General features: G+C 55.1%; 19 protein-coding genes and 1 pseudogene. 13 read left to right on the forward strand and 7 right to left on the reverse strand.

The features are described from left to right. The first annotated feature begins 16 nt into the window (after positions 1 to 16). The 4 genes from A3224_RS07140 to A3224_RS07155 all read left to right on the forward strand — a co-directional run bounded on the left by A3224_RS07140 (position 17) and on the right by A3224_RS07155 (position 5787). The gene (locus A3224_RS07140; protein WP_067152940.1) at positions 17 to 1207 is read left to right on the forward strand and encodes an amino acid aminotransferase; all 1191 of its coding nucleotides are present in this window, start codon (positions 17 to 19) and stop codon (positions 1205 to 1207) included. A gap of 162 nt (positions 1208 to 1369) precedes the next feature. Beyond that, entirely contained in the window at positions 1370 to 2761 is a 1392-nt protein-coding gene (locus A3224_RS07145; protein WP_067152943.1) for a class II 3-deoxy-7-phosphoheptulonate synthase, read from the forward strand. Between the two features lie 486 nt (positions 2762 to 3247). Next, positions 3248 to 5473: a M3 family metallopeptidase gene (locus A3224_RS07150; RefSeq protein WP_067152945.1), complete on the forward strand. Its 2226-nt coding sequence runs from the start codon at positions 3248 to 3250 to the stop codon at positions 5471 to 5473. Between the two features lie 107 nt (positions 5474 to 5580). Beyond that, a complete protein-coding gene (locus A3224_RS07155; protein WP_067152947.1) occupies positions 5581 to 5787 on the forward strand; it encodes a DUF2905 domain-containing protein in 207 nt (68 codons plus the stop codon). 102 nt (positions 5788 to 5889) lie between these two features. Here A3224_RS07155 and A3224_RS07160 read toward each other — a convergent pair whose 3' ends face one another. Then, a complete protein-coding gene (locus A3224_RS07160) occupies positions 5890 to 8076 on the reverse strand; it encodes a TonB-dependent hemoglobin/transferrin/lactoferrin family receptor (protein ID WP_067157638.1) in 2187 nt (728 codons plus the stop codon). 219 nt (positions 8077 to 8295) lie between these two features. Between A3224_RS07160 and A3224_RS07165 the strand changes: the two genes are divergently transcribed. From A3224_RS07165 to cobN, 3 genes are read left to right on the forward strand one after another with little or no spacing between them, the layout of a single operon-like run. Beyond that, on the forward strand, positions 8296 to 8826 hold the full coding sequence (locus A3224_RS07165; protein ID WP_067152949.1) for a MotA/TolQ/ExbB proton channel family protein: 531 nt from the start codon (positions 8296 to 8298) through the stop codon (positions 8824 to 8826). Further along, positions 8826 to 9191: a DUF2149 domain-containing protein gene (locus A3224_RS07170; RefSeq protein WP_067152951.1), complete on the forward strand. Its 366-nt coding sequence runs from the start codon at positions 8826 to 8828 to the stop codon at positions 9189 to 9191. The genes A3224_RS07165 and A3224_RS07170 overlap by 1 nt, the downstream gene beginning before the upstream one ends. Then, entirely contained in the window at positions 9188 to 13138 is a 3951-nt protein-coding gene (gene cobN, locus A3224_RS07175) for a cobaltochelatase subunit CobN (RefSeq protein WP_067152953.1), read from the forward strand. The genes A3224_RS07170 and cobN overlap by 4 nt, the downstream gene beginning before the upstream one ends. 141 nt (positions 13139 to 13279) lie before the next feature. Here cobN and A3224_RS07180 read toward each other — a convergent pair whose 3' ends face one another. Beyond that, on the reverse strand, positions 13280 to 13774 hold the full coding sequence (locus A3224_RS07180; protein WP_269454584.1) for an Lrp/AsnC family transcriptional regulator: 495 nt from the start codon (positions 13772 to 13774) through the stop codon (positions 13280 to 13282). A gap of 255 nt (positions 13775 to 14029) precedes the next feature. Here A3224_RS07180 and A3224_RS07185 point away from each other — a divergent pair, with 255 nt between their 5' ends. Further along, positions 14030 to 17545, forward strand: coding sequence for an indolepyruvate ferredoxin oxidoreductase family protein (locus A3224_RS07185; protein WP_067152957.1), 3516 nt, complete (start codon positions 14030 to 14032; stop codon positions 17543 to 17545). A 218-nt stretch (positions 17546 to 17763) separates the two neighbouring features. Continuing rightward, positions 17764 to 18156 (forward strand): hypothetical protein, encoded by a 393-nt coding sequence (locus tag A3224_RS07190; protein WP_067152959.1) that lies wholly within the window; start codon positions 17764 to 17766, stop codon positions 18154 to 18156. Between the two features lie 147 nt (positions 18157 to 18303). On the opposite strand, the gene A3224_RS07195 is transcribed toward A3224_RS07190, so the two are convergent. Continuing rightward, the gene (locus A3224_RS07195) at positions 18304 to 19179 is read right to left on the reverse strand and encodes a LysR family transcriptional regulator (protein WP_067152961.1); all 876 of its coding nucleotides are present in this window, start codon (positions 19177 to 19179) and stop codon (positions 18304 to 18306) included. Between the two features lie 94 nt (positions 19180 to 19273). Here A3224_RS07195 and A3224_RS07200 point away from each other — a divergent pair, with 94 nt between their 5' ends. After that, positions 19274 to 19774: a lactoylglutathione lyase family protein gene (locus A3224_RS07200; RefSeq protein ID WP_067152963.1), complete on the forward strand. Its 501-nt coding sequence runs from the start codon at positions 19274 to 19276 to the stop codon at positions 19772 to 19774. Between the two features lie 85 nt (positions 19775 to 19859). On the opposite strand, the gene A3224_RS07205 is transcribed toward A3224_RS07200, so the two are convergent. Next, a complete protein-coding gene (locus A3224_RS07205) occupies positions 19860 to 20135 on the reverse strand; it encodes a PepSY domain-containing protein (protein WP_067152965.1) in 276 nt (91 codons plus the stop codon). A 325-nt stretch (positions 20136 to 20460) separates the two neighbouring features. Further along, entirely contained in the window at positions 20461 to 20985 is a 525-nt protein-coding gene (locus A3224_RS07210; protein WP_067152967.1) for an HD domain-containing protein, read from the reverse strand. Between the two features lie 237 nt (positions 20986 to 21222). Here A3224_RS07210 and A3224_RS17710 point away from each other — a divergent pair. Further along, positions 21223 to 21616, forward strand: a pseudogene (locus tag A3224_RS17710) (IS30 family transposase); the annotation flags it as partial. Between the two features lie 83 nt (positions 21617 to 21699). Here A3224_RS17710 and A3224_RS16535 read toward each other — a convergent pair. Next, entirely contained in the window at positions 21700 to 22044 is a 345-nt protein-coding gene (locus A3224_RS16535; protein ID WP_082817432.1) for a hypothetical protein, read from the reverse strand. Positions 22045 to 22334: 290 nt separating this feature from the next. Here A3224_RS16535 and A3224_RS07220 point away from each other — a divergent pair, with 290 nt between their 5' ends. Both A3224_RS07220 and A3224_RS16540 read left to right on the forward strand, forming a co-directional pair. Continuing rightward, positions 22335 to 22832, forward strand: a complete 498-nt coding sequence (locus A3224_RS07220; RefSeq protein WP_067152971.1) for a hypothetical protein — start codon at positions 22335 to 22337, stop codon at positions 22830 to 22832. 189 nt (positions 22833 to 23021) lie between these two features. Continuing rightward, a complete protein-coding gene (locus A3224_RS16540; RefSeq protein ID WP_082817433.1) occupies positions 23022 to 23288 on the forward strand; it encodes a hypothetical protein in 267 nt (88 codons plus the stop codon). A 474-nt stretch (positions 23289 to 23762) separates the two neighbouring features. Here A3224_RS16540 and putA read toward each other — a convergent pair whose 3' ends face one another. Further along, positions 23763 to 26909 (reverse strand): bifunctional proline dehydrogenase/L-glutamate gamma-semialdehyde dehydrogenase PutA, encoded by a 3147-nt coding sequence (gene putA / locus A3224_RS07225; RefSeq protein ID WP_067152973.1) that lies wholly within the window; start codon positions 26907 to 26909, stop codon positions 23763 to 23765. Positions 26910 to 26947 lie beyond the last annotated feature (38 nt).

Below are 26947 nucleotides of genomic sequence, written 5' to 3' on the forward strand. Positions count from 1 at the left end.
ATTGAAGGAGTTTGCGATGTTTGAGCAGCTGAACAGCCTGCCGCCGGACCCCATTCTGGGCCTGTTGGCCAGCTACCGCGCTGATGAAAACCCTAACAAAATCGATCTGGGTGTTGGTGTTTATAAAGACGAGGCTGGTCATACGCCGGTGCTTCAGGCGGTTAAGGAAGCCGAAACCCGCCTGTTGCAGAGTGAGGAGACCAAGGCCTATATCGGCCCGGCGGGAACCCCCGGTTTCAATGCGGCAATGCAGGAGCTGATACTCGGAGCCGACCATCCGGTTTTGCGGGCTGGACGCGTGCGCTCAGCGCAGACACCCGGTGGCTGCGGTGCCTTGAGGGTCTTGGCGGAATTCGTTAACCGCGCGAAAGCGGGCGCTACCATATGGGTCAGCGATCCCACCTGGGCCAACCATGTGCCACTGCTCGGCAATGCCGGTTTGAAGATCGAAACTTACCCCTACTACGATCGCGCCAGCAGCAGCCTGCAGTTCGACCGGATGGTGGAAACCCTGAAGCTGGTGGGCGAGGGTGATCTGGTATTGTTGCACGCCTGCTGTCACAACCCATGTGGGGCCGACTTGTCCCGGGAGCAGTGGCAGGTGATTGCCGAAATGGCGCAGAAGCAGGGTTTCACGCCCTTTATCGATATGGCCTACCAGGGCTTCGGCGACAGCCTGGACGATGATGCCTGGGGTCTGCGCCTGATGGCAGAGTCGGTGCCGGAAATGCTGGTGGCGGCCTCCTGCTCCAAAAACTTCGGCCTCTATCGGGAGCGCGTTGGTCTGGCGATGGCGATTTACAATAATGGCTCCGATGCGGACAAGGGGCAGAGCCAGATGCTCAACGTTGTTCGCGGCAACTACTCCATGCCGCCATCCCACGGTGCGGCCATCGTCGAGTCAATTCTGACTGACGCCGGGCTCAAAGCCAATTGGATGGAGGAGCTGGCCGAGATGCGCGAGCGCATCAACGGCCTGCGCGCGGGTCTGGTAGAGAACTTGGCGGCAGCCGGCGCTTCCGGCGACTTCAGCTTTATTCAGCGTCAGAAGGGGATGTTCTCCTTCCTCGGTATCACACCCGAGCAGGTGCAGCGTCTACAGACGGAATACTCCATCTACATGGTGGATTCCAGCCGCATCAGCATTGCAGGCTTGAGTCAGCACAACATGGACTATTTCTGTAAGGCGGTGGCCAGCATACTCTGAACTTGGCCCTATTGCCGAATACCCGCCGTTGGCTGAAAGGCTGGCCCTACTACCCGCGCGGTACTTCCCGCGCGGTGCTGCCATTACTGCAGAGGGCGGCGGAAAGGCACTTAACACTTAGCCGAGCAGGCATCGACGAGTTGTAAACACAAAGAGCCGAAAATGGATATTGAGGTAGATACCCCCGTGTCTGAATCCCCCTCCCAGTGCTGGAGCCCCGACAGTTGGCGTAAATTCGAGGCCAGGCAGCAACCCAGTTACCAATCTCCGGAGCAGGTGGCGGAAATCACCAAAGAACTCTCCGGTTATCCGCCCCTCGTTTTTGCGGCCGAGGCCCGTGAGCTGCGCCGGCAACTGGCACAGGTCGCCGAGGGCAAGGCATTCCTACTACAAGGGGGCGATTGCGCTGAGTCCTTCTCGGACTTCAATGCCAATCGCATTCGCGACACCTTCAAAGTCTTGCTGCAAATGGCAGTGGTGCTCACCTTTGCGGGCAACATGCCGGTGATCAAGGTAGCGCGCATGGCCGGCCAGTATGCTAAGCCGCGCTCTTCGGATATGGAAACTGTCGACGGTGTTGAGTTGCCCAGTTATCGCGGCGACATTATCAACGATATTGCATTTACCGCCGATGCCCGGGTTCCTGATCCCCGGCGTATGCTGACCGCCTACAACCAATCGGCGGCCACGCTTAATCTGCTGCGCGCTTTCGCCCAAGGTGGCCTTGCGGATCTACATCAGGTTCACGGTTGGAATTTGAGCTACCTCGAAAACAATCCCCAGCGGGCGAGATATGCGCAACTGGCAGAGCGGCTGCAGGAAGCACTCGAATTTATGGCGGTGTGTGGTGTTACTTCCGAAAACACGCCCGCTATCCGCGAGACAGTACTCTACACCTCCCATGAGGCGTTGCTGCTGGATTATGAGCAGGCACTGACCCGGACCGACAGCCTAACCGGAAAGTGGTACGACTGCTCGGCTCATATGCTGTGGATTGGTGAGCGCACGCGCCAACTGGACGGCGCTCACGTTGAATTTCTCTCCGGTGTTTGGAACCCGATCGGCGTCAAGGTGGGGCCGGGGATGGACGGAGACGAGTTGCTGCGGCTGATCGACAAGCTCAACCCCAATAACGAGGCCGGCCGTCTGACCTTGATTACCCGGATGGGCGCGGAAACTCTCGGAGAGAAGTTGCCGGCCCTGGTGCGGGCGGTGCAGAGGGAAGGGCGCTCTGTGGTTTGGAGTACAGATCCCATGCATGGCAACACAGTCAAAGCCAGCAGTGGCTACAAGACGCGCGACTTTGAAAAAATACTGCGCGAAATTCGCGATTTCTTCGCTGTGCACCGCGCCGAAGGGACCCACCCGGGCGGGATTCACCTGGAAATGACTGGTCAGCATGTCACCGAGTGCACCGGCGGGGCCTGGAAAATATCAGAGGCCGATTTGGCCAGCTGCTACCGCACCCAGTGCGATCCACGCCTCAATGCCGATCAGGTGCTGGAGCTGGCCTTCAATGTGGCCGAGTGGCTGAGAGATGGGCGCAACACCTGATCATTGAACCCGCGCGGAGCTTCGGCTCCGCGAGTGACTGCCGCTTCGAGCACTGTCGGGAAAACTCAGATTTATCTTGGGGGAGGCCGGGGCGCGCGGGGCGGGTCAGATCAAGCGATTCATTCACTTACCAGTGGCAAGCCTGCCGATAGATCACATCACGCATACGGCTCCAGCAGTCGTACACACTGCGAATAGCCTCATTTATTTCTCGCGCCGTGAATAACCGTTGATCGGCTAGTAGCGGTATTCAGTGCCCCTAAAAAGAATACACTTAAAAAGTCGTTATCAATTGGCGCATTCAATCCCATTAGCAACTTCCTTGCCAAACGCGTTAATCAGGGCAGGGCGTTTATCGACAAAAACAGTCCTTATACCGTTATCGGAGAAGGAGATTGGCGGCGGGGATTGACCACGGCGCCATAACTGGGGTTACACTCGGTCGTTTAACAGTTTCAAAAGAAAATATCTGAGAGGAGATTGTCGATGCGCCAGACGCTGATCGCTGTGTCTATCGCCGCCGCTTTGGCAGCTGCCGCGGGTTGTGGCAAGGACACAGGTCAAAACCCGTCCGCGGATAACCAAGTACAAACTAAGCAGACTGCAGGGGCCAAGGCCGATGGTGGCGCCGTTGCCGCTAATAGCCTGCTCAAGGAATGGACGGGGCCATACGGTGGCGTGCCGGCATTTGACACCATGCGCCTGGAAGATTTGAAACCGGCACTGGAAATCGCAATGGCGAATCAGCTGGCGAATATTGAGGCAATTGTCAGCAATCCCTCAGCGCCGACTTTTGCCAACACGATTGAAGCACTGGAGCGCAGTGGTTCGGATCTTGACCGGGTATTTGTCTACTACGGTATTTGGAGCTCCAATCTGTCGTCTCCGGAATTCCGCGCTATTCAGCGTGAAATAGCGCCTAAGTTGGCGGAGTTCCAATCAAAAATCACGCAGAATGACCAGCTGTTCCAACGTGTGAAAGCAGTTTATGACCAGCGGGAAAATCTCGATCTGAACGCCGAGCAGAAGCGTGTGGTGGAGTTGATTTACGACGATTTCGCCATGAACGGCGCGACCCTGAAGGGGGAGGCGAAAAAGCGCTATGCGGAAATCAACCAACGCTTGGCGGAGTTGTATACCCAATTTGCCAACAATGTGCTGGCAGACGAAGAGGGGTACGATATTTTTCTCACTAAAGATCAGTTGAGCGGCCTTCCCGAATCCTTTGTCGCCGCGGCGGCGGCGTTGGCAGAGGAAAAAGGTCAGAAGGGCAAATACGCGATCACCAATACGCGCTCCTCAATGGACCCCTTCCTTACATATTCTGACAACCGCGCGCTACGCGAGAAGGTGTGGAAGAACTATTACAGCCGGGGAGATAACGGCGATGCGCACGATAACAACGCTATCATTGCCGAAATTCTGAAACTGCGCGATGAGCGCGTTGGGCTGTTAGGGTTCGACAACTACGCCCAATGGCGTCTGCAAAATCGCATGGCGAAGACTCCGGAACGCGCCATGGCACTGATGGAGGCGGTTTGGCCGGCGGCGATTGCCCGCGTTAAGGAAGAAGTTGCCGATATGCAGGCGGTAGCAGATGCGGAAGGTGCTGATATTACCATCGAGCCCTGGGATTACCGTTACTACGCCGAGAAGGTCCGCAAGGCCAAGTACGATCTGAACTCGGACGAGGTCAAGCAGTACCTGCAACTGGATAAACTGCGCGAAGCTATGTTCTTTGTTGCCGGTGAACTGTTTAATTTCAGCTTCACGCCGGTAGAAGAAGGCAGTGTACCGGTGTTCCACGAAGACGTTAAAGTTTGGGAAGTAAAAGACAAGACCAGCGGTGAGCATATCGGTCTGTGGTACCTCGATCCCTTCGCCCGTGCCGGTAAGCGTTCCGGTGCCTGGGCCACCATGTACAGGGATCACACCACTTTCGACGGCAAGCAAACCGTACTGGCCTCCAACAATTCCAACTTTATCAAAGGTGCTCCGGGGGAGCCGGTGCTGGTAAGCTGGGACGACGCGGAAACCTTTTTCCACGAGTTCGGCCACGCTCTGCATTTCCTCTCTTCCAACGTGGCTTATCCGACCCTCAACAGCGGTGTGCGGGATTACACGGAATTTCAGTCGCAGCTGTTGGAGCGCTGGCTGTCTACCGATGCGGTGATCGACAAGTATCTGGTGCACTACAAAACTGGCGAGCCGATTCCGTCTGAGCTGGTGGCCAAAATTAAGAAGGCGGCGACTTTCAACCAGGGATTTGCAACCACGGAGTACCTCGCTTCCGCGCTGGTGGATATGAAGTTCCATACGTCCGATCCCAAAGATATCGATCCGGATGCCTTCGAGCGTGAAACTCTGGAGGCACTCGGTATGCCGGACGAATTGGTGATGCGCCACCGCTCCCCGCATTTTGGGCATATTTTCTCTGGTGAAGGTTACTCTGCCGGTTACTACGGTTATCTGTGGGCGGATGTGCTGACCTCCGATGCTGCAGAAGCTTTTGCGGAGTCTGAAGGTGGCTTCTACGACAAAGAAGTGGCTGCGAAACTGGTGAAATACCTCTTTGCTCCACGCAACGCCATAGATCCGGCGGAAGCCTACCGCGCATTCCGGGGCCGGGATGCCCGTATTGACGCATTGATGCGGGACCGCGGTTTTCCGGTACCGGAGAAGCAGGCCGATACGGTTGCCGCCCAGGAATAATGGGTTAGGAAATCGCTGATACAGCCTTGTGGGCGCCACGACTGGTTCGGGGCGCTCGCGGGTAGAGATCAGCGGTTCTTGCACAGCGCATTCGACAGGGAGTGAACATGGCGAAATGGCTGATGATTGCCGGTTGCGTTATGCTCGCCACCGGTGTGTTACTGCATTTTTTTCCCGGTCTCTTCAGCTGGTTTGGGCGCCTGCCGGGTGATGTGCGGATAGAATCCGGACGCAGTCGGATTTATTTTCCGGTAGTGTCAATGCTTGTGCTGAGCTTGGTGTTGAGCGTGATTATCAATCTTTTTCGGCGCTGACGCCGGGCGTTCGCTTTACCATTTCAACCCATTTTGTGAGGGCCACTTCGACGGCATGGAGATGCCGTCTAGTTGGCCCTCTCTCGTTTCTGTCGCCCGGAATCAGAACTCGTACTTCACCGAAGCGGCAAAGGTGCGGCCTGCAGCCGAGTTGACGGACAGATCTGCATCCTCATCCCATCCTGCCACATTGAGGTAGGGCACATATTCCTTATCCAATAAGTTGTTGGCCATTAGATGGAAGGAGAGCTGTGCCGTTGGCTGATAGCCGACGGTCCAATCCACTACTCCATACCCTGCTGTTTCCGCTTCGCCCTCGTTGACCCGATCCATGTGGTCCGCCCAGCGCAGAATCAGTTGACTGGAGATCTGGTCGCCGCTGTAGGCTGCGCCCAGAACCCCGGAGAGGGGACTGATGGACTGCAGGTATTCACCAGTTGTGTCGTTCTCCCCGCGCTGATAGCTGGCGTTGGCAAACAGCTCTACTGCCGGGGTCAAATACCAGGTGGCGGCGACCTCTATGCCTTTGATGGTTACCGAGTCGATATTCCGGTACTGATAAGTTTCATAGACGTGGGAAAAGCTACCGTCACTATTGAAGAAGGTGTCACTGTCGATCAGCTGGACTTCTAGAAAGTCGTCGTAACTGGAGTAGAAAAGGGCGGAGCTGAAAGCGATATTGCCAATATGGCCACGCAGGCCCAGCTCGACAGTATCACTGGTTTCCGGGGACAGGTCGTCCGCCGGCACGACTTCATAAATATAGGATGCCGTGGGTTGCAGGTAGTGCTCTAGGTACGCCAAGTCATAGGCGGGGACTTTGAAGCCCTGGCCGTATTGGGCGAAAGCGGTGAGCCTTGGGCTGAGGCGGTAGAGTGCGCCGAGGTTAAACGAAACATTACTTTCTTCGATGGTGGCATAGGGGGTGCCGTCGGACTTGAGGGCGCCGTTCGGGTCCATTTCGTACCAGTCATAGCGCAGGCCCGGTGTTACGGTTAGAGCGCTGCCAGCGAGAGTGATCTCATCGTTCACAAACAGTCCGGCTCTATCGACATCGTTCTTTGGGAATTTTTCCGAGGTTTCATCCAAGGTGATTTGAGGTGTGGAGGTGCCGGTAGTCAGAGCCTCTCGAAATTCGTGCACTTCGCGGATGCTCTCTGTGGTTTCCAGGTCTAACCCATAACCAAGGGTGTGTCTTTCATTGAGGGTCTTGAAGGCATTCGACAGGAAACCGTGGGTTGTCTGAGTGTAAACACCGGTTTCCCACATGTCCCGCAGCTCCATCACGCCAAACATTGGTGCATTGATGTCCAGTTGACCGTACTGCTCGTCTGTCTGTTCGGACTTGTTCCGGTACAGACTGATATTCAGTTGATCGTATAGTGGTGTTGCAGTTTCGCTGTGATAGCGGAGCTGGTATGCATGGGTTTCTTTCTCAGATATTGAGTGCTCGTCGACAATGTTGTATCCGTAATCGGCCAGGCCGCGGAAATAGTAAAGTAACCCGTCCGCCGCCTCACCGAGGCTTTCCTGCTTCCATTGCTCCGCACTGAAACTGAGAAAGTCCTCTCCCTGGAGGTGGTATTTGGCCTTGTAAAGTAAGCTGTCGGATTCGATTTCGAAGGGATCGCGGGTTTCCGCGTAGTTTTGCTCCTCGCTACCGTCGCGGTAGGTCAGGTGCAGCAATTGTTCGAAGTTGCCTGTGCGGAAGGCCAGGGTCGGGGACACGTGTGTCTGGCTGCTGATACCGTCATAACCGGTTTTGATGGCGCCGCCGAACTGCTCCCCATCTGCCAGGTAATCGCTGGCATCTTTGGTGGTGAAGACTACGATGCCCGCCAGGGCATCGGAGCCGTACAGGGAAGAGGCAGCCCCCTTGGCGACCTCAACCTGTTTCAGTGTGTCCGTCTCGATCATGCCGCGTCCCACGACATCGTTAAGGCCGTTGGCACCATAACCCTCGTTCATCCGCATACCGTCTTTGATCATCAATACCCGGTCGGCCCCCATGCCGCGAACCAAAATATTCTGGGCGCCGCCGGTGCGGCCGGTGACTTCCACTCCCGGCTCATATTTGAACAGTTGGTTCATATCGTTCATTTGCAGCTTTTCAATCTCATCTCCAGTGACGACAGAGATGCTGCCGGTGACATCTTTCAACGGTTTTTCCGCGCGACCGCTGACAACAACCAGCTCCAGATCATCGTCAGCCGAGCTGGTTTCCTCTGCGTAAAGGCCGGGGGCGGAGAGCAGCCCAAACAGGGCTGCGGCGAGGGGATGGCGTTTCATGGTCAGGTCCTTGTTGATCATTATGTGAGCGTTTTGGAGGCCGATTGCGGCAGAGAGTCGCAGTTTGCGGCCCCGATAGCGGCGAATTATAGATATGCGTATACCAATGTAAAGCTAAATGAGAACAATTATCAAAAAGATTTGGATTGACCCGGCGTGTAGCTTTCGGTAAGTTGCGCCCCCGTCCAATGCATACCAATAAAGCTGGCGAGGTGCTCTTTGAACATTCAGGCAATTGAAAATCTGATGGCCAGCGTGGCCGACCTCTTTATGGCCCCCGTACTACTGGCCATTCTGGGGTTATTTGTCTATTCCCTTTACGCCTGCGGCCGTTTCATCTCCCTTTGGATGTTGCGCAGGAAGAACGCGGTGGCCTATGAACGGGCTCTTCAGCGCGGGGAGGCGCAATGGCTGCCCGGCTACCAAGTACACAATTACTATGTGCGCAATCCCCAGGCGAGCGAAGATGAGCTGGAAGTTTTCGCATTGAAGAGGCTGGAACTGCTGCGCCTGGCTACACGCATAGCGCCCATGCTGGGCCTGATTGCGACCATGGTCCCGATGGGGCCGGCACTGCGCGCGCTGGCGGACGGCAATATACAGGGGATCAGTGAAAATCTGATTATCGCCTTCGCCGCGGTGATCTGGGGACTGGCCATTTCTACCTTGACCTTCTGGCCGGCGTCCGTGAAAAAGCGCTGGTTTGCCTCAGAACTGATCAACATCCGCAAACTGAAGGAGGCCGCCTGATGCGTTTTCTGGAGGAGGATGAGGAGCTGAATCCGATTCTGAGCGCGGTTAATTTGATTGATGTGTTTCTGGTGATCATTGCCGCACTACTGATCGCCATTGCACAAAATCCGCTCAATATCTTTTCCAGCGAAAAGGTTACGGTTATTAAAAATGCCGGTGAGCCAGAAATGGAAGTGATCGTTAAGGACGGCAAGGAGATCAAACAGTATAAGTCCACAGGAGAGATTGGCTCCGGCGAAGGCACTCGTGCCGGAGTTGCCTACCAGATGGCCGACGGCAGCCTGGTTTATGTACCGGAAAACAATAAAAAGGGAAGTGCGGGGGCTGGTACATCCCAGGGCGCTGGAGGTAAATCGCAATGAGAAAATACAGTCTGTATTGCTTGGGATTACTGTTTGGACTGCTGTCGCCCCTGTTGGCCCAGGCGAATGAATCCGGCGCGGCCAATTCAATCAAAGTATTGCTGATGATGTCCGGCCACACGGCGGTGGCCAAAGGGGAACTGCTGAAGGAAGTATCGGCGGACCAGCCATTTACGCTCGAGGTATTCCAGAGCAAGGGCAAAAGTGAGGAACAGATTGAGCAAGCCTGGTCTTCTGCGGACTTGATAATGCTCGATGGCATTAATCCAGCCTTGTCCCAGTACCTGTTTGCCAAATTCCGACCGCTGCTGGAAAAGTACCCGCAGGTTCCGGTCATCTCCCTGGGTGACTTGGAAAACAGTGCGATGAATCAGGGCCTGAATGGTGAACAGCGCAGTCGCATCGGTGGTTACTTTAACAATGCGGGGCGCAAGAATTACCGCAATCTGATGCGCTACCTGTCATCAGAGGTTTTTGCTCTTACGGACGTATCGGTGCCTGTCCCTATAGAAGTCCCGGAGGTGGGACTTTACCATCCGGACTACCCCAATCTGATGACAGACAAGGAAACCGCCTTCTTCAACTGGCTCAAGGCCGGAGATGAACAGCCGGTGATTGCCGTCGCCATTCACCGTTCCGTTATTGACTACGAGCAGCGGCAAGTGGTGGACGCACTAATTGCCGGGCTACAAGATAAGGGCGCCAAAGCATTTGGCTTTTTCTTTGAGGGTGAAGACCTGCCGCTCAACTATCCGGAACTGTTGCAGGATGACAAAGGCCGGACCCGGATCGATCTGATGATCAACTATCGGGCGCTGCACTATGTGACCAAACGCCGCGCCGAATTTGAGAAACTCGGCGTGCCGGTGATCCACGCACTCAACTACACACAGGGTGATGAAGCGGCTTATGCGGCGGATAACAGCGGTGTATCCCCCTCTTTGACGCCGTTTTTCCTGGTCATGCCGGAAGATACCGGCAGCATCGATCCGGTGCTGATCGCCGCCAACGACAAGGGCATCAAGGCGGTAATGAAGGATCAGTTGAACGCGCTGGTGGAGCGCGCCTGGAACCACGCGCGTCTGGCGCATATTCCCAACGCCGAGAAAAAGGTGGCTACCTTTATTTGGAATTACCCTCCGGGGGAAAAGAATATAGGCGCTGCCTTTTTGGACGTGCCGTCGTCAATTGAAGCCATTGCCAGAGAGATGAAAGCGCGCGGTTACCAGATCGAATTGCGGGATTCAGACACCTTGATTGACTGGGCTGGGCAGCTGTTGCGCCCTTATTATCGCCGCGAAGATACCACCGCCCTCGTTGACAAGGGCTTGGCGGACTGGATGCCCTTGTTCACCTATCGGGAATGGTTTGACACCCTGCCTGCGCAGGTGCGTGATCCCATTGTCGAACGATGGGGAAAACCAGAAGACAACGCCATGCTCGCCGAGCACAACGGCGAGCCGGCTTTCGTGATACCGCGCATGAAGCTCGGCAACCTGATTGTTCTGCCACAGGGGCTGCGCGCGGACAATGCGAAAGACCATGCCTCCCTGTATCACGATATGAAAACTCCGGTTAATCACGCTTATCTGGCGGTCTATCTCTACGCGCGCCGGACCTTTGGTGCCCACGCCTATATTCACCTTGGCACACACGGTTCCCAGGAGTGGCTGACGGGCAAGGAGCGGGGTCTTTCGGTGTACGATGCCCCCAACCTCGCCGTGGGTGATATTCCGGTTTTTTACCCCTACATCATCGACAATGTGGGCGAGGCGATGCAGGCCAAGCGACGCGGGCGCGCCACCATGATCAGCCACCTGACGCCCGGTTTTGCCAAGGCCGGTCTGTACGCCGAGGTGGCGGAGCTTTCGGAGCTGATCAGCAGCTATCAGGTGTTGGGGGAAGGGCAGACGAGACAAAATACCCGCAACCGGATCGCGGCCCTGGCAGAAAAACTCAATATGCTCGCGGACTTGGGGCTGTCCAAGGAAGCCTTAAATAAAGACTTCGATACGCAGCTCAACCATCTGCAGGATTATCTGAATCAACTGGCGGAAATGAGTCAGCCCCTGGGGGTGCACCGCTTTGGCCAACTGCCCAAGCCCGAGCATGTCACCAGTACGCTGTTGCAGATGCTGGGGGATGGCTATATCAAGGCCGCCGCCGAATACGAGCGGGCAAATGGTCTGAGTCTGCCCGCAGAGAGGGCCAGGGACGAACGCAATGTGGTAGCGCTGCAAGCCCAGCCCGGCTATCAACTGTTGGATACCTACCTTTCCGGTGGCGAACTGCCGCACTTGTCGGAAAATCTGAGGAATCAACTGCAAGCGGGTCGCGAGTACGCAGACAACTTCGCCAGTATTGCCGAGCTGGAAAACCTGATGTCGGCTCTGAACGGCGGCTATATCCCGGTCAGCCACGGTGGTGACCCGATACGCAACCCCAAGGCAGTACCCACAGGGCGCAACCTGATCGGTTTCAACCCGGCCAAGGTACCGTCCAAAGCGGCTTATGAAGCCGGGGTGCAACTGATGGAAGAAACCATTGCCGACTACCGTGCCAAACACGGCCGCTACCCGGATAAATTGGCCTTTACGCTCTGGTCCCTGGAAACCATGCGTCACCAGGGCGCCCTGGAAGCGCAGATACTGCACGCCCTGGGCTTAAAGCCCAAGTGGAATCAACAGGGCAATGTGATCGGTACCGAGGTCATTCCCTATTCAGAGCTGAAGCGGCCGCGCATCGATGTGGTGATCTCAGCCACAGGGCTCTACCGGGATGCGTTTCCCAACGTGATCCTGTGGCTGGCAGAGGCCATCGACAAGGTGGCGCAGATGAAAGACGACAACAACTTTGTCTATCGACACAGCCAGTCCCTGAAGAAGGAATTGCTGCAAGAGGGCAAGAGCGAGGAGGATGCGCAGTACCTGTCGTCGGTGCGTATTTTTTCTAATGAGACAGGTGCCTACGGTACTGGCCTGAGCGGTGCCAGCCTGGCCTCCGATACCTGGGAGACGGACGACAAGCTGGCGGATCTCTATATGCGTCGCATGGGTTTTGCCTACGGCAAAGACGAGTCGCGCTGGAGCGAAGACCAAAGAGACGCAGGTCTTTACGGCAGAGTGCTGTCTGGCACGGATGGGGTGATTTTTTCCCGCTCCACCAACCTTTACGCGCTGATGACTAACGATGACCCTTTCCAGTATTTTGGCGGCGTCGGTCTGGCGGTACGCAACCTGGATGGCAAAACACCGGAAATGTATGTGTCCAACCTGCGTCGCACGGACGACATCAAAACCCAGACACTGGATGAGTTTATCAATCAGGAAATGCGTAGCCGCTATTTCCACCCGCGTTGGATTCAGGCCATGCAGGAATCCGGCTACGCCGGTGCCACGGCGATACTGGACAGGGTTAATAACATGTGGGGTTGGGAAGTCATGACGCCGGAAGCGGTGCGCGACGATCAGTGGCAGGAAATGTTTGAAGTCTACGTGAACGACAAATACCAGCTGGAGATGCGCGAGTTTTTCGAGACCCACAATGCCGAAGCCCTGGCGCAAATTCTGGAGCGCATGCTGGAATCCGTGCGCAAAGGTTACTGGGCAGCGGACGCGGAGACGGTCAAGAAAATGGTGGAAACTTACGCAGAGTTAGCGGAAGCGTTCGACGTGGCCACCGACAACGAGAAATTCAAGGCATTTGTCGACGCGCAGGCTGCAGGTTTCGGCCTGGCGCCCCTGGCGACCGCTCAGGCAGCTGATGTGTCCCCGGCTCCGCAAGCGGCCGCGGCGCCGACCCAGCAGGTCAGTGGACAAAAGCTGGAAGAGGTGGCGCAGCCCTCGGCAGACAGTGATTCCAGGGTTCATCTGTGGCTGCTGTTGCTCGGAATTCTGCTCGCCGGCTTTATCAGCGGCCTGGTCGAGCGGCGGCCTGCCGCGGCCTAATTCCCCGGCAGGCCCTGGGCCACAATCGGCGCCGAGTGCACCGGTTGTGGTGCTTATGCCGGATGCGCGGGTTTGCCCGTGTAGGATCGCAATGGCTACGCCGCCTGCGCGCTAAGCGGTACGTTGCGGAACTTCAGAAAACTATTTCCCCAGCAGTTGGTCCAGAGGCAACTCGGTGCGGTAGCGCACCTGCTTGAGGGAAAAGCTGCTCTTGATATGGTCGATACCCGGCAATTCGGTGAGCTTTTTATCCAGAAATTCCTGATAGGCCTGCAGGTCCGGCACTACTACGCGCAATAAATAGTCAAAGTCACCGGTCATCAGATAGCACTCCATCACCTCGGGCCACTGGGCGATGACCGACTCAAAATCCTGCAGCTCCCGCTTCACTTGGTGGTTCAGGGTTACCTGAATAAACACGCTCACTGGCAGGCCCACCTTCTCCGGCTCCAGCAAGGTCACGGCACGCTTGATAAAGCCTTGTTCGTGTAGGTTCTTCACCCGGCGGGAGCAGGGAGAGGGCGAAAGGCAAACCTTCTCCGCGAGCTCGATATTGGGGATGGTGGCGTCTTGCTGCAGTATCTCCAGAATCTTTTTATCAGTGGCATCCAATATATAGGCCATTGTTCTATTCATCTCTCTCGTTGGGTGAGGGCACCGGGCTTGCTGCCAGGGTGGCCCGGGGCCGGAAGCGGAAAACCGGGTTTGAGCTACATTCCCTAAAATGGTGCAAATTGAGTGATTCGTTGCTGTTCTAGGCCGGTCTTTGGTGACTTATGCCGGTATTATGCCTTATTGGTGCCTATTTTGGTATGACCTGCTTGGTCGGAGGGTGTTAATTTTACCGGCGTATAACAAACGGATAATAAATACGCTGACGAGGTGGCACCCATGGCAATGGTCGAAACGGATCAGGAACTGGGTTTCGATAACGAATACTCCCTAAAGGCCGCGTTTACCCGCGAAGCGGGCCGGGTGTTTTTGACCGGTATTGATGCCCTGGTGCGCTTGCCCTTAATGCAAAAGCAGATGGACGAGCGGGACGGACACAACACTGCCGGTTTTATCTCCGGCTATCGGGGTTCCCCACTGGGCGGATACGACCAGGCACTTTGGCGGCACAAGGCGCTATTGGCGGAGCGGGACATCCACTTTGAACCGGGCATCAACGAAGACTTGGGCGCAACCAATATCTGGGGTACCCAGTTACTGGATCACTACCGCCAACAGGCCACCCGGGACGGTGTCTTTGCCATCTGGTACGGCAAGGGCCACGGCGTGGACCGCAGCGCCGACGTATTCCGCCAGGCCAATATCCAGGGCACATCAAGACTGGGCGGTGTTCTCGCCCTGTGTGGGGACGACCACACCGCCGAGTCCTCTATGTTCTCTCATAACACCGATCAAATCTTTGAATCGGTTATGATGCCCCTGTTGTTCCCAGCCACCATCGACGAGTATCTGACTCTCGGTGTGGCGGGGATAGCCCTGTCGCGTTTCTCTGGCCTCTGGGTTGGCTTCAAGACGATCACCGAAACCGTCGAGGCCGGTGCTTCCCTAATGGTGCCAACGCTACCGCGGTTTACGGTTCCGGCAGATTTCCCGATTCCCGCCCACGGCCTCAACTACGATCCACACCTGAACTGGCCCGCAGAGCGCCTTGAGTACGAGCGGCGCATGCTGGAAGAGCGCCTGCCGGCGGCGCAGGCCTTTGCCTATGCCAACGGATTCGACAAAACCATCGTCTCCGCCCCGCGAAAACGTTTTGGCATAGTCACAGTGGGCAAGGCGCACGGCGATTTGCTGGAAGCGCTGGAATTACTGGGGTTGAGAGAAAAGGACCTTTTGGATGCAGGCATCTCCATTTACAAAGTCGCCATGAGCTGGCCGCTGGAGTCCAGGGGCATGAGTGCCTTTGCCGATGGAATGGAGCGATTGCTGGTTGTGGAAGAAAAGCGCCCGCTGGTGGAAGACCAGCTGAAAAACCTTCTTTACAGCTGGGAAGACAACCGCCGCCCCAAAGTGGTGGGCAAAAAAGATCTCAATGGCGCAGACCTGCTGCCGGCTATTTGGGGGTTCGGCCCGGATCAGGTGGCCAAGGCCATCGCCCGCTGGCTGGCGGACACCGAACTGGCGGAGAGAATTGTGCCCCTGGCGGAAAAGCTCGGCGGCGATGTTCCTGCCAGAGCCGAGGGACTGCTCGCCCGCGAGCCGATTTTCTGTGCCGGTTGCCCACACAATACCTCCACCAAACTGCCAGAGGGCAGCCTCGGCAGCGCCGGTATCGGCTGCCATATCATGGCTTTAGGCAAAGGCCTGCGCACCGACACTTACTCCCATATGGGAGGTGAGGGTGCCCAATGGGTGGGGCTACACCGCTTCTCCTCCGCGGGCCATATTTTTCAGAATATGGGCGACGGTACCTACAATCATTCGGGCCTGCTGGCGATCCGCCAGGCAGTGGCCAGTAAAGTCAATATCACTTACAAAATTCTGCTCAACGACGCAGTGGCGATGACCGGTGGTCAGCCCGCCGATGGCGAAGTGACTGCCCCCAGCCTGGCAGCGCAGCTGCTCGCCGAAGGCGTGCGCGAAGTGGTACTGGTCAGTGAAAATCCCGGCTACTGGCACAAGCATCGCAACCAGCTGCCTGCGGCGGTGGAAATACAGCCACGCTCGGAACTGGATAGCCTGCAGCGCCGCCTGCGTGAAACCCAGGGCGTGACGGCGATTATCTACGAACAGGTATGCGCGGCGGAAAAGCGCCGCCGGCGCAAGAAAAAGCAGATGGCCGACCCGCCCACCCGATTGCTGATCAACCATCGCGTCTGTGAAGGCTGCGGCGATTGCAGTGTGCAGTCCAGCTGTATAGCCATCGAGCCATTGGAGACTGCTTTTGGCCGTAAACGCCAAGTGAACCAGTCCAGTTGCAACAAGGATATGCGCTGCGCAGATGGCTTTTGTCCGAGTTTTGTCACGGTTGAGGGCGGAGAACTGAAAAAGCCGCCGGTGCAGTCTTTGGCGGAGTCATTGGACGAAGCCATCTCCAGCCTGCCAGCGGCGCCGCAGGCGGATCTGGACAAACCCCTCAGTATCCTCGTGGCCGGCATCGGCGGCAGTGGTGTGCTGACCGTAGCCGCGTTGCTTGGTATGGCGGCGCATTTGGAAGAGAAGGGCAGTACCACCCTGTATTTCACCGGCCTCTCGCAAAAGAACGGCGCAGTGGTGGCGCATGTGAAGGTCGCTGCGGGCCCGGAACAAATCACCACTGCGCGCATTCGCGACGGTGCCGCGGAACTGCTGCTGGGTTGCGATATGGTCACCGCAGCCAGTCAGCGGCCGAAGTTTGCTTCCGGCAGAATGCGCGCGCTGGTCAATACCGCTGAAGTTCCGGTGGCCGCCTTTATTCGTGACAATGAGCTGGCGTTTCCCGCTGATGCCACCCAGCAGAGTATCCAATCCCTGTGTGCGGAGTATTTCGCTTTCGACGCGAACAAATACGCCCAGGCTCTGTTTGGCGATACCGTTGCCAGTAACCTAATGATTTTGGGTTATGCATGCCAGAAAGGCCTACTGCCCATTGGTGCGGCGGCATTGGAGCGGGCAGTAGAGTTAAATGGCGTGGCGGTGGAAAACAACCTGCGCGCTTTCCGCGCTGGTCGCCTGCTGGCAGTCGATCCTCAGACGGTGGAGCAGCTGGCGGTACCGGCACAGCCGGTGAAGCTGGTAGAACCGCAAGAAACCGTCGAACAATTGATTGCGCGGTTGAGTGCGGAGCTGACCGAGTACCAGAGCGCCGCTTACGCGCGCCATTTCTCCCGCAGTATCGAGCGCTTGTATGAATCGGAGAAAAAACTGCCGAACTGCGATGGGTCGCTTACCCGGGTTGCCGCCAACAGCCTCTACAAGGCTATGGCCTACAAGGATGAGTACGAGGTTGCGCGCCTCTATTGTGGCGAGGATTTTCAGCATCAGCTGCAAGAGACCTTTACCGGCGATTACAAACTGAAATTCCATATGGCACCGCCGCTGCTGGCACGCCCGGATGCCAGTGGCCGCGTGAAGAAAATGCAATTCGGTCCCTGGATGGGCAAGCTGATGCCTCTGCTTGCGAAGGGCAAAAGGCTGCGCGGAACTATCTTTGACCCCTTTGGCTATACCCGTGAGCGGCGTGTCGAGCGCGACTGGGCCCGACAGGTACACCGCTCGGTCAACGCCGTGGCCCAGCGCCTGAACAGCGACAACGCCGGGCTCGCCGCTGAATTGCTCGCACTGCCGCTTCAGGTGCGTGGCTACGGCCATGTGCGCGCGCAAAAACTGGCTCAGGTGCGGGCGCGTTGGCAACAATTGGCGAGCTATTTCGCCGATGGAGATGGCGGGGTGTCACTGGCTACCGTTTCCTCATAGCGTTGCGGTAACGTCGGGGCCGCGCGGCTTATGGACAGGCTGTGCGGCCACCGATCCATTCTGACATTTCCAGCAATTCGTCTGCGGACCTTCAGTCAATCTTTTTCCTCTCCTCAGCTGGCGCCAACTTCAACCAGCAGCTAAACCTAATGAAGAACGACGCGACATTCAGCGGCGCGCCCACTGCGCTGAAAAATTGAGCTTGAGAGGAGTATCAGATGAAGTTTGTTGCTGCCGCCTTAGGCCTCAGTGCGACATTGATCATCGGCTGTGCCGCGCAACCGGAGCAGGTGCCTGGTGCCGGAGGCATAGTGATCGACACCTATGGCGTGAATATGCGTCAGTATCAGGTAGACCTGGCGGACTGCAAAAGCTTGGCTTATGCCACCCGTGCCGATGAAGGGCGCCGGGGTATAACACGGGCCGCCGGCGGTGCCCTCCTTGGCGGTGCCCTGGGGGCCATTATCGGTGACACCAGCAGTGCAGCTGCGGCCGGTGCCGGTGCCGGCGCAGTACTCGGTGGCGTCTCCGGTGTGGGCAGTGCGCACGTCGAAGCAGACCGGATTACCAAAAACTGTCTGCTCAGTCGCGGATATCGCGTATTGAATTGATCTTTTTCGACCACGGGAGGTCAAAGGAACACGAGCCTCCTTTGATATTCGGCAACCTCACAGGATCTGGTCTGCGCCGGGGTATAGCCCCGGCTTTTTTTGTGTGCGTTGAAATTGCTGGTCCCGTGTGAATGAATCAGAAGCTCCTTAGAAAGACCATAACTGCTTGGCTTCAGAGATTGCTGTTTCCACTCTTTTCGGTAGGGTTTTACGGCGTTGAAGACAAAGGTAGAGCGTCTCGCTGACAGGTTGGGCTAGACTATGGACCTTTATCCTGCCGGGCTTGGGAAAGGCCTCAACAGCATAAGCGGGCAGCACAGTAAAACCCAACCCCATACTAACCGGCTCAAGAATCAGGCTTATCTGATTTGAAAACCCTTTCTTTTGAAATTGCCCATAGTGTTGGAATTCAGGGTAATTGGCGCTGAGCAGTAGTCCAGCGTGGTGGCTGCCGTCCGGGTGGTCTATAAAACCCAGTGCCATCAAGGTCTTCCAATCCGGCTCCATTACATCTTCCGGTGTGACCAGCAGCAGCGGTTCAGTGGCAACAGCTTGGCAAGTGACATCAGCCAGGTTGGAGCATGAAGTCATAAGTCCAATATCCACTTTGGAGTCGGCAACCGCGTGCTCGATGTCGGAATTCGGTGCAAACCGGTAGTCGATAATGAGTTCCTGGTGCTGCTGCTGCAGTGCAAGCAAATGAGGGTAAAGCTTGAGCCCTACACTGCCCGGAGACATCAGGCGCACCAGGCCCTTGTACGGGGGATCTTCACCAATGCGCTGCTCCAGTGCCGACAAGGCGTACAAGATATCTCGTGCTTCGTTATATAACCGCTCTCCAGCGTCGGAAAGAGAAAACCCTTTTCCTCGCCGAACCAGCAACTCGACACCTAATTGCTCTTCCAGCTTGCGCACCTGCTGGCTCACGCCCGACTGCGTCATATGGAGCCGCTCAGCAGTACGAGTGAAATGACCTACCTCGACCAGGGTGCAATAGGTGCGTAACCAAGTGGTATTTAGCATCACATAATGTACTTGTTTAAATAAGCAATAATAATTTTGCGTAATCAAATACTGCGCGTAGCCTACCCTTATTGTCAATACAGGGAGACTAGCGATGAACAATGTGTATCCAAGAACCTTTTCACATATAGGAATCTCGGTCCCGGATTTGGAGAAAGCGGTTGAATTCTATACCCAGGTGATGGGCTGGTACCTGATTATGGCGCCGACAGATATCGTGGAGGACGACAGTCCTATTGGCGAAATGTGCACAGATGTATTCGGTAAAGGGTGGGAAAGCTTCCGAATTGCGCATCTGTCTACGGGAGACCGTATTGGCGTGGAGCTATTCCAGTTTAAAAATCAGACCAACCCAGATGATAACTTCGAATATTGGAAAACCGGCGTTTTCCACTTTTGTGTACAAGACCCGAATCTTGAAGATCTGGCTGAACGCATCGTCGCTGCTGGTGGAAAAAAACGTATGGAGAAACCGCGCTACTATTATCCCGGAAAGAAGCCCTATCGTATGATTTATATGGAAGACCCGTTTGGAAACATCGTAGAAATCTATAGCCATAGCTATGAGCTGATTTATAGCGAGGGTGCATATTGATCGAGGGGTAACTCGATCTTGAGTGTCAGGAAGCTGCTGTAGTGTTCGTGCGGTTCAATCAGCGCTTCCTGGCACTTGTGGAGTTTCAGTCGTCTTTTCGGTCTGAAACAATCTGACCAGTTAGGGGGTTAACCTTCAGCTCACGCGCTTCGTTACCCTTGTATGCCTCCACTTCCCAAACCCCGTTGTCCATCGATATCTCGGTGATTGGCGAGTACCCCTCCGCTTCCAATTTCTGGATGATTTCAACTAAAGGCTTAGCTCCTGCCGGAGGACGCTCGCCTGCGAAAGCCTGGGGAATAGTGAGAACGAAAGAAACGAAGGTAATAACAAGTATCTTGCATAGTAGTCGGGCTCTCATCTGAATTTCCTCGTTTTAAATACAAAGCAGAGAAGAGTTTAGCAGATACAAGCGCCACAGATTATCAAAGCGGATAATAGAAAGCTGCCTCTTTGGAGCTTATGTGAGTTGATTTGACCTTACACTTTGGGACTTCCACGACACCTGCGTCAATGCCCTGATAGCTAAAGATGCGTTAGTGGCCAAAAATCGGTAAGAGACTAGAAGTGGCCAAAATATGAATAAGTCGATGCGGGGAGCAGTTTATGCTCCCGTTGTTTCTCTCGTTGTCTGTGCACTCATAAATTTACTATATTCGCTCTCGAATTCGTCAAAGGCTATTTAATTAACCACTAATACTACGCTCTAATCTCTCATGTCCACCGGATGCAATATCCTCAAATGCCAAATCCAGTTCTGAAAAAATTTCCCAGCGGTCAAGATTTAATTTTCTGGCAAACCGATCAATGATTTCGAGTTCAAGCAATTCAGCGCGCCTACCTTTCCACAGGCTATCCGCAAGCGCGATAATGAGCTCTTCCGTGGAACACTCCATTTCCTGCCACCTGGCATGGGATAAACAAACTCTAGCCAGTTTAGGTGAAACACCTTTGTTTAGTAAAATTCTTTCGCCTTCCGGCTCATGATTAGATCCTGGGCCTGTCATTTCTTGGTGGTGAACGATTTTTCCAATATCGTGAATGGCTACGCCCATGTGAATAAAATTGAAATCTAGATTCAAACCGAGATCTTCACATTTTTGAATTAGTATCTCTGCAGCTTCTCCAACCAGCCTTACATGAGTTTTCAGGCGGTTTGGGGCATTCATGCTGTCTAACAGCTGATAAGCCTCTTCTATTGAATTAATCATTTCTCGCTTTCGGATAATAAGTGCAATTGGTAAGGGAACGGCCAGTTGGTAGAGCTACGCCTTTCCCCACCACGAGAAAAGCACTGATGAACTACAACCAGCTGGCCGAGAATGAACGATAGCAGATCTACAGCCTGAAAACAGCCGGGCACTCTCAAGTTGAGATTGCCAAAAACCTGGGGTGACACCCTTCCACAATCAGCCGTGGTCTACGCCGTAACACTGGACAGGGAGGATACTATTTACACAGTTGTTGTTCGCTTAACTGGGAAAAGAGCTGGTCTGTTATCCGGGGCCGCAGTTGATCACACGATACACCTGAAAGATAAGATCAAAACGATCACGTTTGACAATGGGCTAGAGTTTTCTGAGTACGGTGTGATAGCGAAAGGATTAGAAGCGGACATCTATCTTGGCTCACCTCTATGCATCCTGTGAGAGGGGGATCAACGAAAGTATCAATGGCCGCATTCGGCAGTACTTTCCGAAGGATGCAGATTTTACCAAGGTGACAGATGAGGAAGTTCAATTCGTTATGGAGTGGTTAAACGGTAGACCAAGAGCAAGTAGAGGCGGCCGGCCTCCGGATGAGTTATTTATTAGGCGGCGAGACGATTTGCTCGCTGCATAAAAAATTGCACTTATTGCTTGAAAGCATGTGCCATAATTTCTTTACGCACCAGCGTGTCTTTGGCTGCTTTTTATTTGATGACGCTACTCTTGCCACTTCCCTTGCTCGCTAACTAAGATTTTGCCTCGATCATGTACCACTTCCAGCAAACCATCTTGATGTACATAATAAGTGATGTTTCCGTTCTTGAACTTATAGCCGAGAAAGCGGCAAGGGGTAACGCCATCAGAGCATAAGGTATGCCAAGAGCTTCCTTTTAAAGTAATGGTGTTTCCACTTTTCTTGCTGGTACCTTTGTAAATCAGTTGGTTGCAAGAAACATCGCCTTCGCCACAATTTGACTTTATGCTGACAAGGAAGCTTTTTGTTTCCAAATCTGCCGCTGAAGCTGCAATCGGAAATAGGAATGTAGTTATTAATTTCTTCATCGCCTAATTGTCGCATAAGAGAGATGTAGAAAAAAGACAGGAAATCATGATTTGCTCACCACTTTCTAATCCATCTCGATCCTAGTAATGTTCATCACCAGTGAAGGTGATAGGTATGAAGAGACAATCTTTCGAAAAGCTGATCATCCCAATCTTGGCAGAAGGTGAGACTAGTGTCCCGGTCAAGGTGTTCTGCTGAATATACAATATCTCGGCTGCCCCCTTTGGAGTCGGCGTATGAAGTTGGGGGGGGGTATCTGAGGCCAGCTGATCCCGCTAAAGAGTTTGAAATGACTATGAAAATGCTGCATTCATCAATTATCCTGAGTCTGGCGCTTTTGGTAACTGCCTGCGCTTCGGCCGACACCGCCAGCCGGTCAATGGCGGAAGCCTGGGCGTCCGGTAAAGCCATCGTAGTTACCCTCAATAGTAGTCTCAATAAGACTGATGAAACCTACGGTGACTTCTCCTATTACCTGAATGACTTCGCGGTCTCAGCAGGGGACAACTGGGCCTTTTTTGTCCTGAATTCACTGGCAGATTCTTCCGAATTGCCGATCGAGCTCAACGTTATCGCTACGCCTTGCTCTGTGCTCTTTGTTAAGCGGGGGGAACCCCAGGGTTATATCCACCTCGGCCCCATTCTGGAACCTCAGGTGTACGACTTTGTTCAACGAAAGTTTGAGGGGCGAGATATCTCCGATTACCTCTATCAATTCAGCCCGCTTGAAGTGCAAGTACGGTGGGAGGATCAGGGTGGGGTGCTCAAGGTTAATGAGAAATCTTAATTCTATCCTCTCTTTGCAAATGGTTGGGTGATATCGAGATGGTATCTGCATAGCAAGGATATTGAATTTTCCTGGATTGGTAGCCCTTGCTGAATGCCGGTTGTGGCTGTCTTGTCGCTATTTAAAAGAGAAGAGCCTCAAGGCAGTTCAGTGTGATTTTTAGATTCTTCAGAAGAAATTGAGGGTTTTATGCTGGAAATTGAATGGAAATATGGTACTCCTTTTCTGAAGGGTTTGTATTTTATTGCTGTTCGAATGGGTCCTGAGGCGGGATGTTATGATTTTGCAAATTGGAACGGATCTTCGTGGGATAAAAGCATAGAGGGGGAGGTGGTTGCATTCTGTGATGCGGGTAGTTTTGTTAGGTGTATTTCAATAAAGTGGCCTTTTGAAGATAAAATAAAGTTAAGGTCAGAATCCAGGTCTGGAATTTCATTGGAATTTGAAGAGGCTTAGGGAGTCTCTGATTAATTTACCTGAGTATAGTCGTTGGTTCCGGGGCGCTCAGGTAATGGGGTGGATATTTCGAAAACGCACGAGTACTTCTCTGTAGCTCCGCCGGATACCTCCTTGTATCCGGCGGTTTCGAAATATCCATCCCACCACCTGAGCTTTTCATTTGGGTGATATACCTTTTTGTCGTCCAGGAGTCATTAACCAGAGGCTCCATAATATTTTGCCCCATAAATATTTGTGGTTGCGAGATGGAAATAGTTAATGGGGCTCTGATGGATTCATTTGATAATGGTAGTTGGTTCTGAGCCAGATAATGGGGTGGGCTTCAGGTCTGGGAGTGAAGAGTCTGCCTCCTGAAAGCAGATTAGTTATAGTTTTTTGATGTGACGGTTGCTGTGCTGCCAATAAAAAAGGGCGAACACAAGGTTCGCCCCATGGATTGGATTTGCCCGCAGAGGGCAGAGCCCTGGGAGATTACTGGCCCAGGGTAAACAGTTGAGTGTTGCCGCCGGTGGCCACGGTGTTGATGGTTTTGGTTTTTTCGTTGGCGAAGCGGAACAGGTAGTGGGGGCCGCCGGCTTTGGGGCCGGTGCCGGAGAGACCCTGGCCACCGAAGGGGTTGACGCCTACCACTGCGCCGACCATATCGCGGTTTACGTAGCAGTTGCCGACTTTCACGCGCTTGAATACCGCGTGTGCGCGGCCTTCGATGCGAGAGTGCAGGCCGAAGGTGAGGCCGTAGCCGGTAGCGTTGATACGGCGAATGACGTCTTCTAGTTCTTCTGCCTTAAAGCGCACTACGTGCAGGAAAGGGCCGAACACTTCTCGCTCGAGTAGGGAGAAGTCCTCGATTTCCACCACCTGTGGGCCGAAGAAGGTGCCTTTGGCTGGTTTTTTACTGTCGTCGAAGGTGAACAGCGGTTTGGCCTCTTTTTGCATGCGCGCGCGGTGTCTTTCCAGCATGCTGAGGGCTTTTTCGTCGATTACCGGGCCTATGTCGGTTTCCAGCTTGGAGGGGTCGCCCAGGGTCAGTTCTTTGCAGGCGCCTTTGAGCATTTCCAGCAGGTTGTCGGCGATCACGTCCTGTACACAGAGGATGCGCAGGGCAGAGCAGCGCTGGCCGGCGCTGAGGAAGGCGGATTGGATGACGTCGTCCACTACCTGTTCGGGCAGGGCGGTGGAGTCCACGATCATCACGTTTTGGCCCCCGGTTTCGGCGATTAGTGGGGTAATCGGGCCTTCTTTCATTGCCAGTTGCTGGTTGATCAGGCGCGCTGTTTCGGTGGAGCCAGTGAAAGCCACGCCGGAGAGGCGCGGGTCTTCGATCAGGGGTTTGCCCACGGCGGCGCCGGTGCCGGTAATCAAGTGCAGCACTTTTTCGGGTACGCCGGCTTCATGCATTAGCTGTACGGCACGGGCGGCGATCAGTGGGGTCTGCTCCGCCGGCTTGGCCAGTACGGCGTTGCCCGACGCCAGTGCCGCAACGACCTGGCCGGTAAAAATGGCCAGGGGGAAGTTCCAAGGGCTGATGGCGACAAAAACACCGCGGCCGCACAGGTACAGCTGGTTGCTTTCGCCGGTGGGGCCGGGCAGGGGCTGAGGTTCGCTGAAATGCTGGCGCGCACCGTTGGCGTAGTAGCGACAGAAGTCTACCGCTTCGCGCACTTCGCTGATACCGTCATTCAGGGTGCGGCCGGCTTCCATGCAGATCAGGGCGGTCAGATCGTGGATGTGCTTTTCGTAGAGTTCGGCAATCCGGTCGAGAATTTTCGCTCGCTCGTTACCGCCCAGGCGGTCCCAAGCTGTTTGCGCCTCTACCGCGGCGGTATAGGCGCGGTCGATCAGATGTTTGTCGGTGTTGGCCGTATAGCCGACCAAGTCCCCAGTGGCCGGGTTGTGTACCGGCAGGTCCGCTTCGCCCATCACTCCGTCGATGATGGGGCCGCCTTTAAACTGCTTGCCGCGTATGGCTTCCACGGCCTCCAGCAGAGGCTTGGTGGCGATGGGGTCCGTTAGTTCCAGACCGTGTGAGTTTTTGCGAGGCAGCGCTTCAGCGCCCATATAGATATCTTCCGGTACTGGGATTTGCGGGTGGCGATAGGGGTTGCAGGCTTCGCTCAGTTCGATGGTGTCCTGTACCAGCTCTTCGACCGGGGTTTTTTCATCCATAAAGCGGTTGACGAAAGAGCTGTTGGCCCCGTTTTCCAGTAGTCGGCGTACCAGGTAGGGCAGAAGGTCCCGGTGTGCGCCCACGGGAGCGTAGACACGTACGGGTACGCGTTTGCCATGTACCGCTTCCACTTGTGCATACAGCAGGTGCCCCATGCCGTGCAGACGTTGGAATTCGTAATCGTCGCGGTCACCGGCCAGCTCCAGAATCAGGCCCACTGTATAGGCGTTGTGGGTGGCGAACTGCGGGTAGATGGCGTCGCGGGCTTCCAGCAATTTTTTGGCGCACACCTGGTAAGAGAGATCGGTGTGGCATTTGCGGGTGTAAACCGGGTAATCGGTGAGGCCCATTTGTTGGGCATGTTTGATTTCTGAGTCCCAGTAGGCGCCTTTAACCAGGCGCACCATCAGTTTGCGCCCGGTGTCGCGGCCCAGTGCAATGAGCCAGTCCGCCACGTGCGGCGCGCGCTTTTGGTAGGCTTGCATTACAAAGCCTAGTCCCTGCCAGCCTTTCAGCTCCGGATCCCGTGCCAGGGCTTCGAAAATGTCCAGGGAGATATCCAGGCGGTCTGCTTCCTCGGCGTCGATATTGAGGCCCATGTCGTACTTGGCCGCGGCGGCGCAAAGCGCTTTTACCTGCGGTAGTAGTTCGTTCATCACCCGCTCGCGCTGCAGGGCGCTGTAGCGGGGGTGCAGGGCGGAAAGCTTAATGGAGATACCGTTGGCTTCGACGACGTCGCGTTTGTCGTTGTTTTTGCCGATGGTCTCGATGGCGCTCATGTAGGCGTCGAAGTAACGTTCCGCATCCGCCATGGTGCGGGCGCCTTCACCGAGCATATCAAAGGAGAAGCGGGTGCCGGGCAGGTTTTCCGCCGGGCCACGCTTAAGGGCTTCTTCGATTGTGCGGCCCAGCACGTATTGACCGCCCATAATTTTCATTGCCTGCATCATGGAGGCGCGCACCATTGGCTCACCCAGGCGGCTGACCAGGCGTTTCACCCAGGATGCGGGTTTTTCTGTGATGTCCGGGTCCAATTCCACGATGCTGCCGGTCAGCATCAGGCCCCAGGTGGAGGCGTTGACGAACAGAGAGTCGGATTGGCCACGGTGGCTGGCCCAATTGCCGGAGTGCACTTTCTCGGCGATCAGTTTGTCGGCGGTATCCGCATCCGGTACCCGGAGCAGGGATTCCGCCAGGCACATCAGGGCGACACCCTCCTTGTTGGAGAGGCCAAATTGTTGCAGAAAGGCGTCCAGGGTGCCGCGTTTGCTGCGGTGCTGGCGGGAGTGGCGAACCAGCTCGCGGGCGGTGCGCAGAATCTTCTGGCGCAGCGCGTCACCGGGACGCGGTGCGGCCAGCAGCTCACCGACACACTGGTTTTCATCGGCGTGCAGATATTCGCGGGCCCGTTGGCGGGCTGCGTGCAGATCTCCGGCGAAGTTTGTAGACATACTTTCTCCCGAACTCTGTTAACTGGGGCCAGTAGAAA

This window comes from Microbulbifer thermotolerans, from assembly GCF_001617625.1.
GTDB lineage: Bacteria > Pseudomonadota > Gammaproteobacteria > Pseudomonadales > Cellvibrionaceae > Microbulbifer > Microbulbifer thermotolerans.

Bases quoted from the DNA above. Each gene is read 5' to 3' on its own strand.
- A3224_RS07155 (WP_067152947.1), top strand. From the start codon at position 5,581: ATGGCGAAATGGCTGATGATTGCCGGTTGCGTTATGCTCGCCACCGGT.
- A3224_RS07150 (WP_067152945.1), top strand. From the start codon at position 3,248: ATGCGCCAGACGCTGATCGCTGTGTCTATCGCCGCCGCTTTGGCAGCT.
- A3224_RS16535 (WP_082817432.1), bottom strand. From the start codon at position 22,044: ATGAAGAAATTAATAACTACATTCCTATTTCCGATTGCAGCTTCAGCG.
- A3224_RS16540 (WP_082817433.1), top strand. From the start codon at position 23,022: ATGCTGGAAATTGAATGGAAATATGGTACTCCTTTTCTGAAGGGTTTG.
- A3224_RS07180 (WP_269454584.1), bottom strand. From the start codon at position 13,774: ATGAATAGAACAATGGCCTATATATTGGATGCCACTGATAAAAAGATT.
- A3224_RS07170 (WP_067152951.1), top strand. From the start codon at position 8,826: ATGCGTTTTCTGGAGGAGGATGAGGAGCTGAATCCGATTCTGAGCGCG.
- cobN (WP_067152953.1), top strand. From the start codon at position 9,188: ATGAGAAAATACAGTCTGTATTGCTTGGGATTACTGTTTGGACTGCTG.
- A3224_RS07220 (WP_067152971.1), top strand. From the start codon at position 22,335: ATGACTATGAAAATGCTGCATTCATCAATTATCCTGAGTCTGGCGCTT.
- A3224_RS07200 (WP_067152963.1), top strand. From the start codon at position 19,274: ATGAACAATGTGTATCCAAGAACCTTTTCACATATAGGAATCTCGGTC.
- A3224_RS07160 (WP_067157638.1), bottom strand. From the start codon at position 8,076: ATGAAACGCCATCCCCTCGCCGCAGCCCTGTTTGGGCTGCTCTCCGCC.
- A3224_RS07210 (WP_067152967.1), bottom strand. From the start codon at position 20,985: ATGATTAATTCAATAGAAGAGGCTTATCAGCTGTTAGACAGCATGAAT.
- A3224_RS07145 (WP_067152943.1), top strand. From the start codon at position 1,370: ATGGATATTGAGGTAGATACCCCCGTGTCTGAATCCCCCTCCCAGTGC.
- A3224_RS07140 (WP_067152940.1), top strand. From the start codon at position 17: ATGTTTGAGCAGCTGAACAGCCTGCCGCCGGACCCCATTCTGGGCCTG.
- A3224_RS07205 (WP_067152965.1), bottom strand. From the start codon at position 20,135: ATGAGAGCCCGACTACTATGCAAGATACTTGTTATTACCTTCGTTTCT.
- A3224_RS07185 (WP_067152957.1), top strand. From the start codon at position 14,030: ATGGCAATGGTCGAAACGGATCAGGAACTGGGTTTCGATAACGAATAC.
- putA (WP_067152973.1), bottom strand. From the start codon at position 26,909: ATGTCTACAAACTTCGCCGGAGATCTGCACGCAGCCCGCCAACGGGCC.
- A3224_RS07195 (WP_067152961.1), bottom strand. From the start codon at position 19,179: ATGCTAAATACCACTTGGTTACGCACCTATTGCACCCTGGTCGAGGTA.
- A3224_RS07190 (WP_067152959.1), top strand. From the start codon at position 17,764: ATGAAGTTTGTTGCTGCCGCCTTAGGCCTCAGTGCGACATTGATCATC.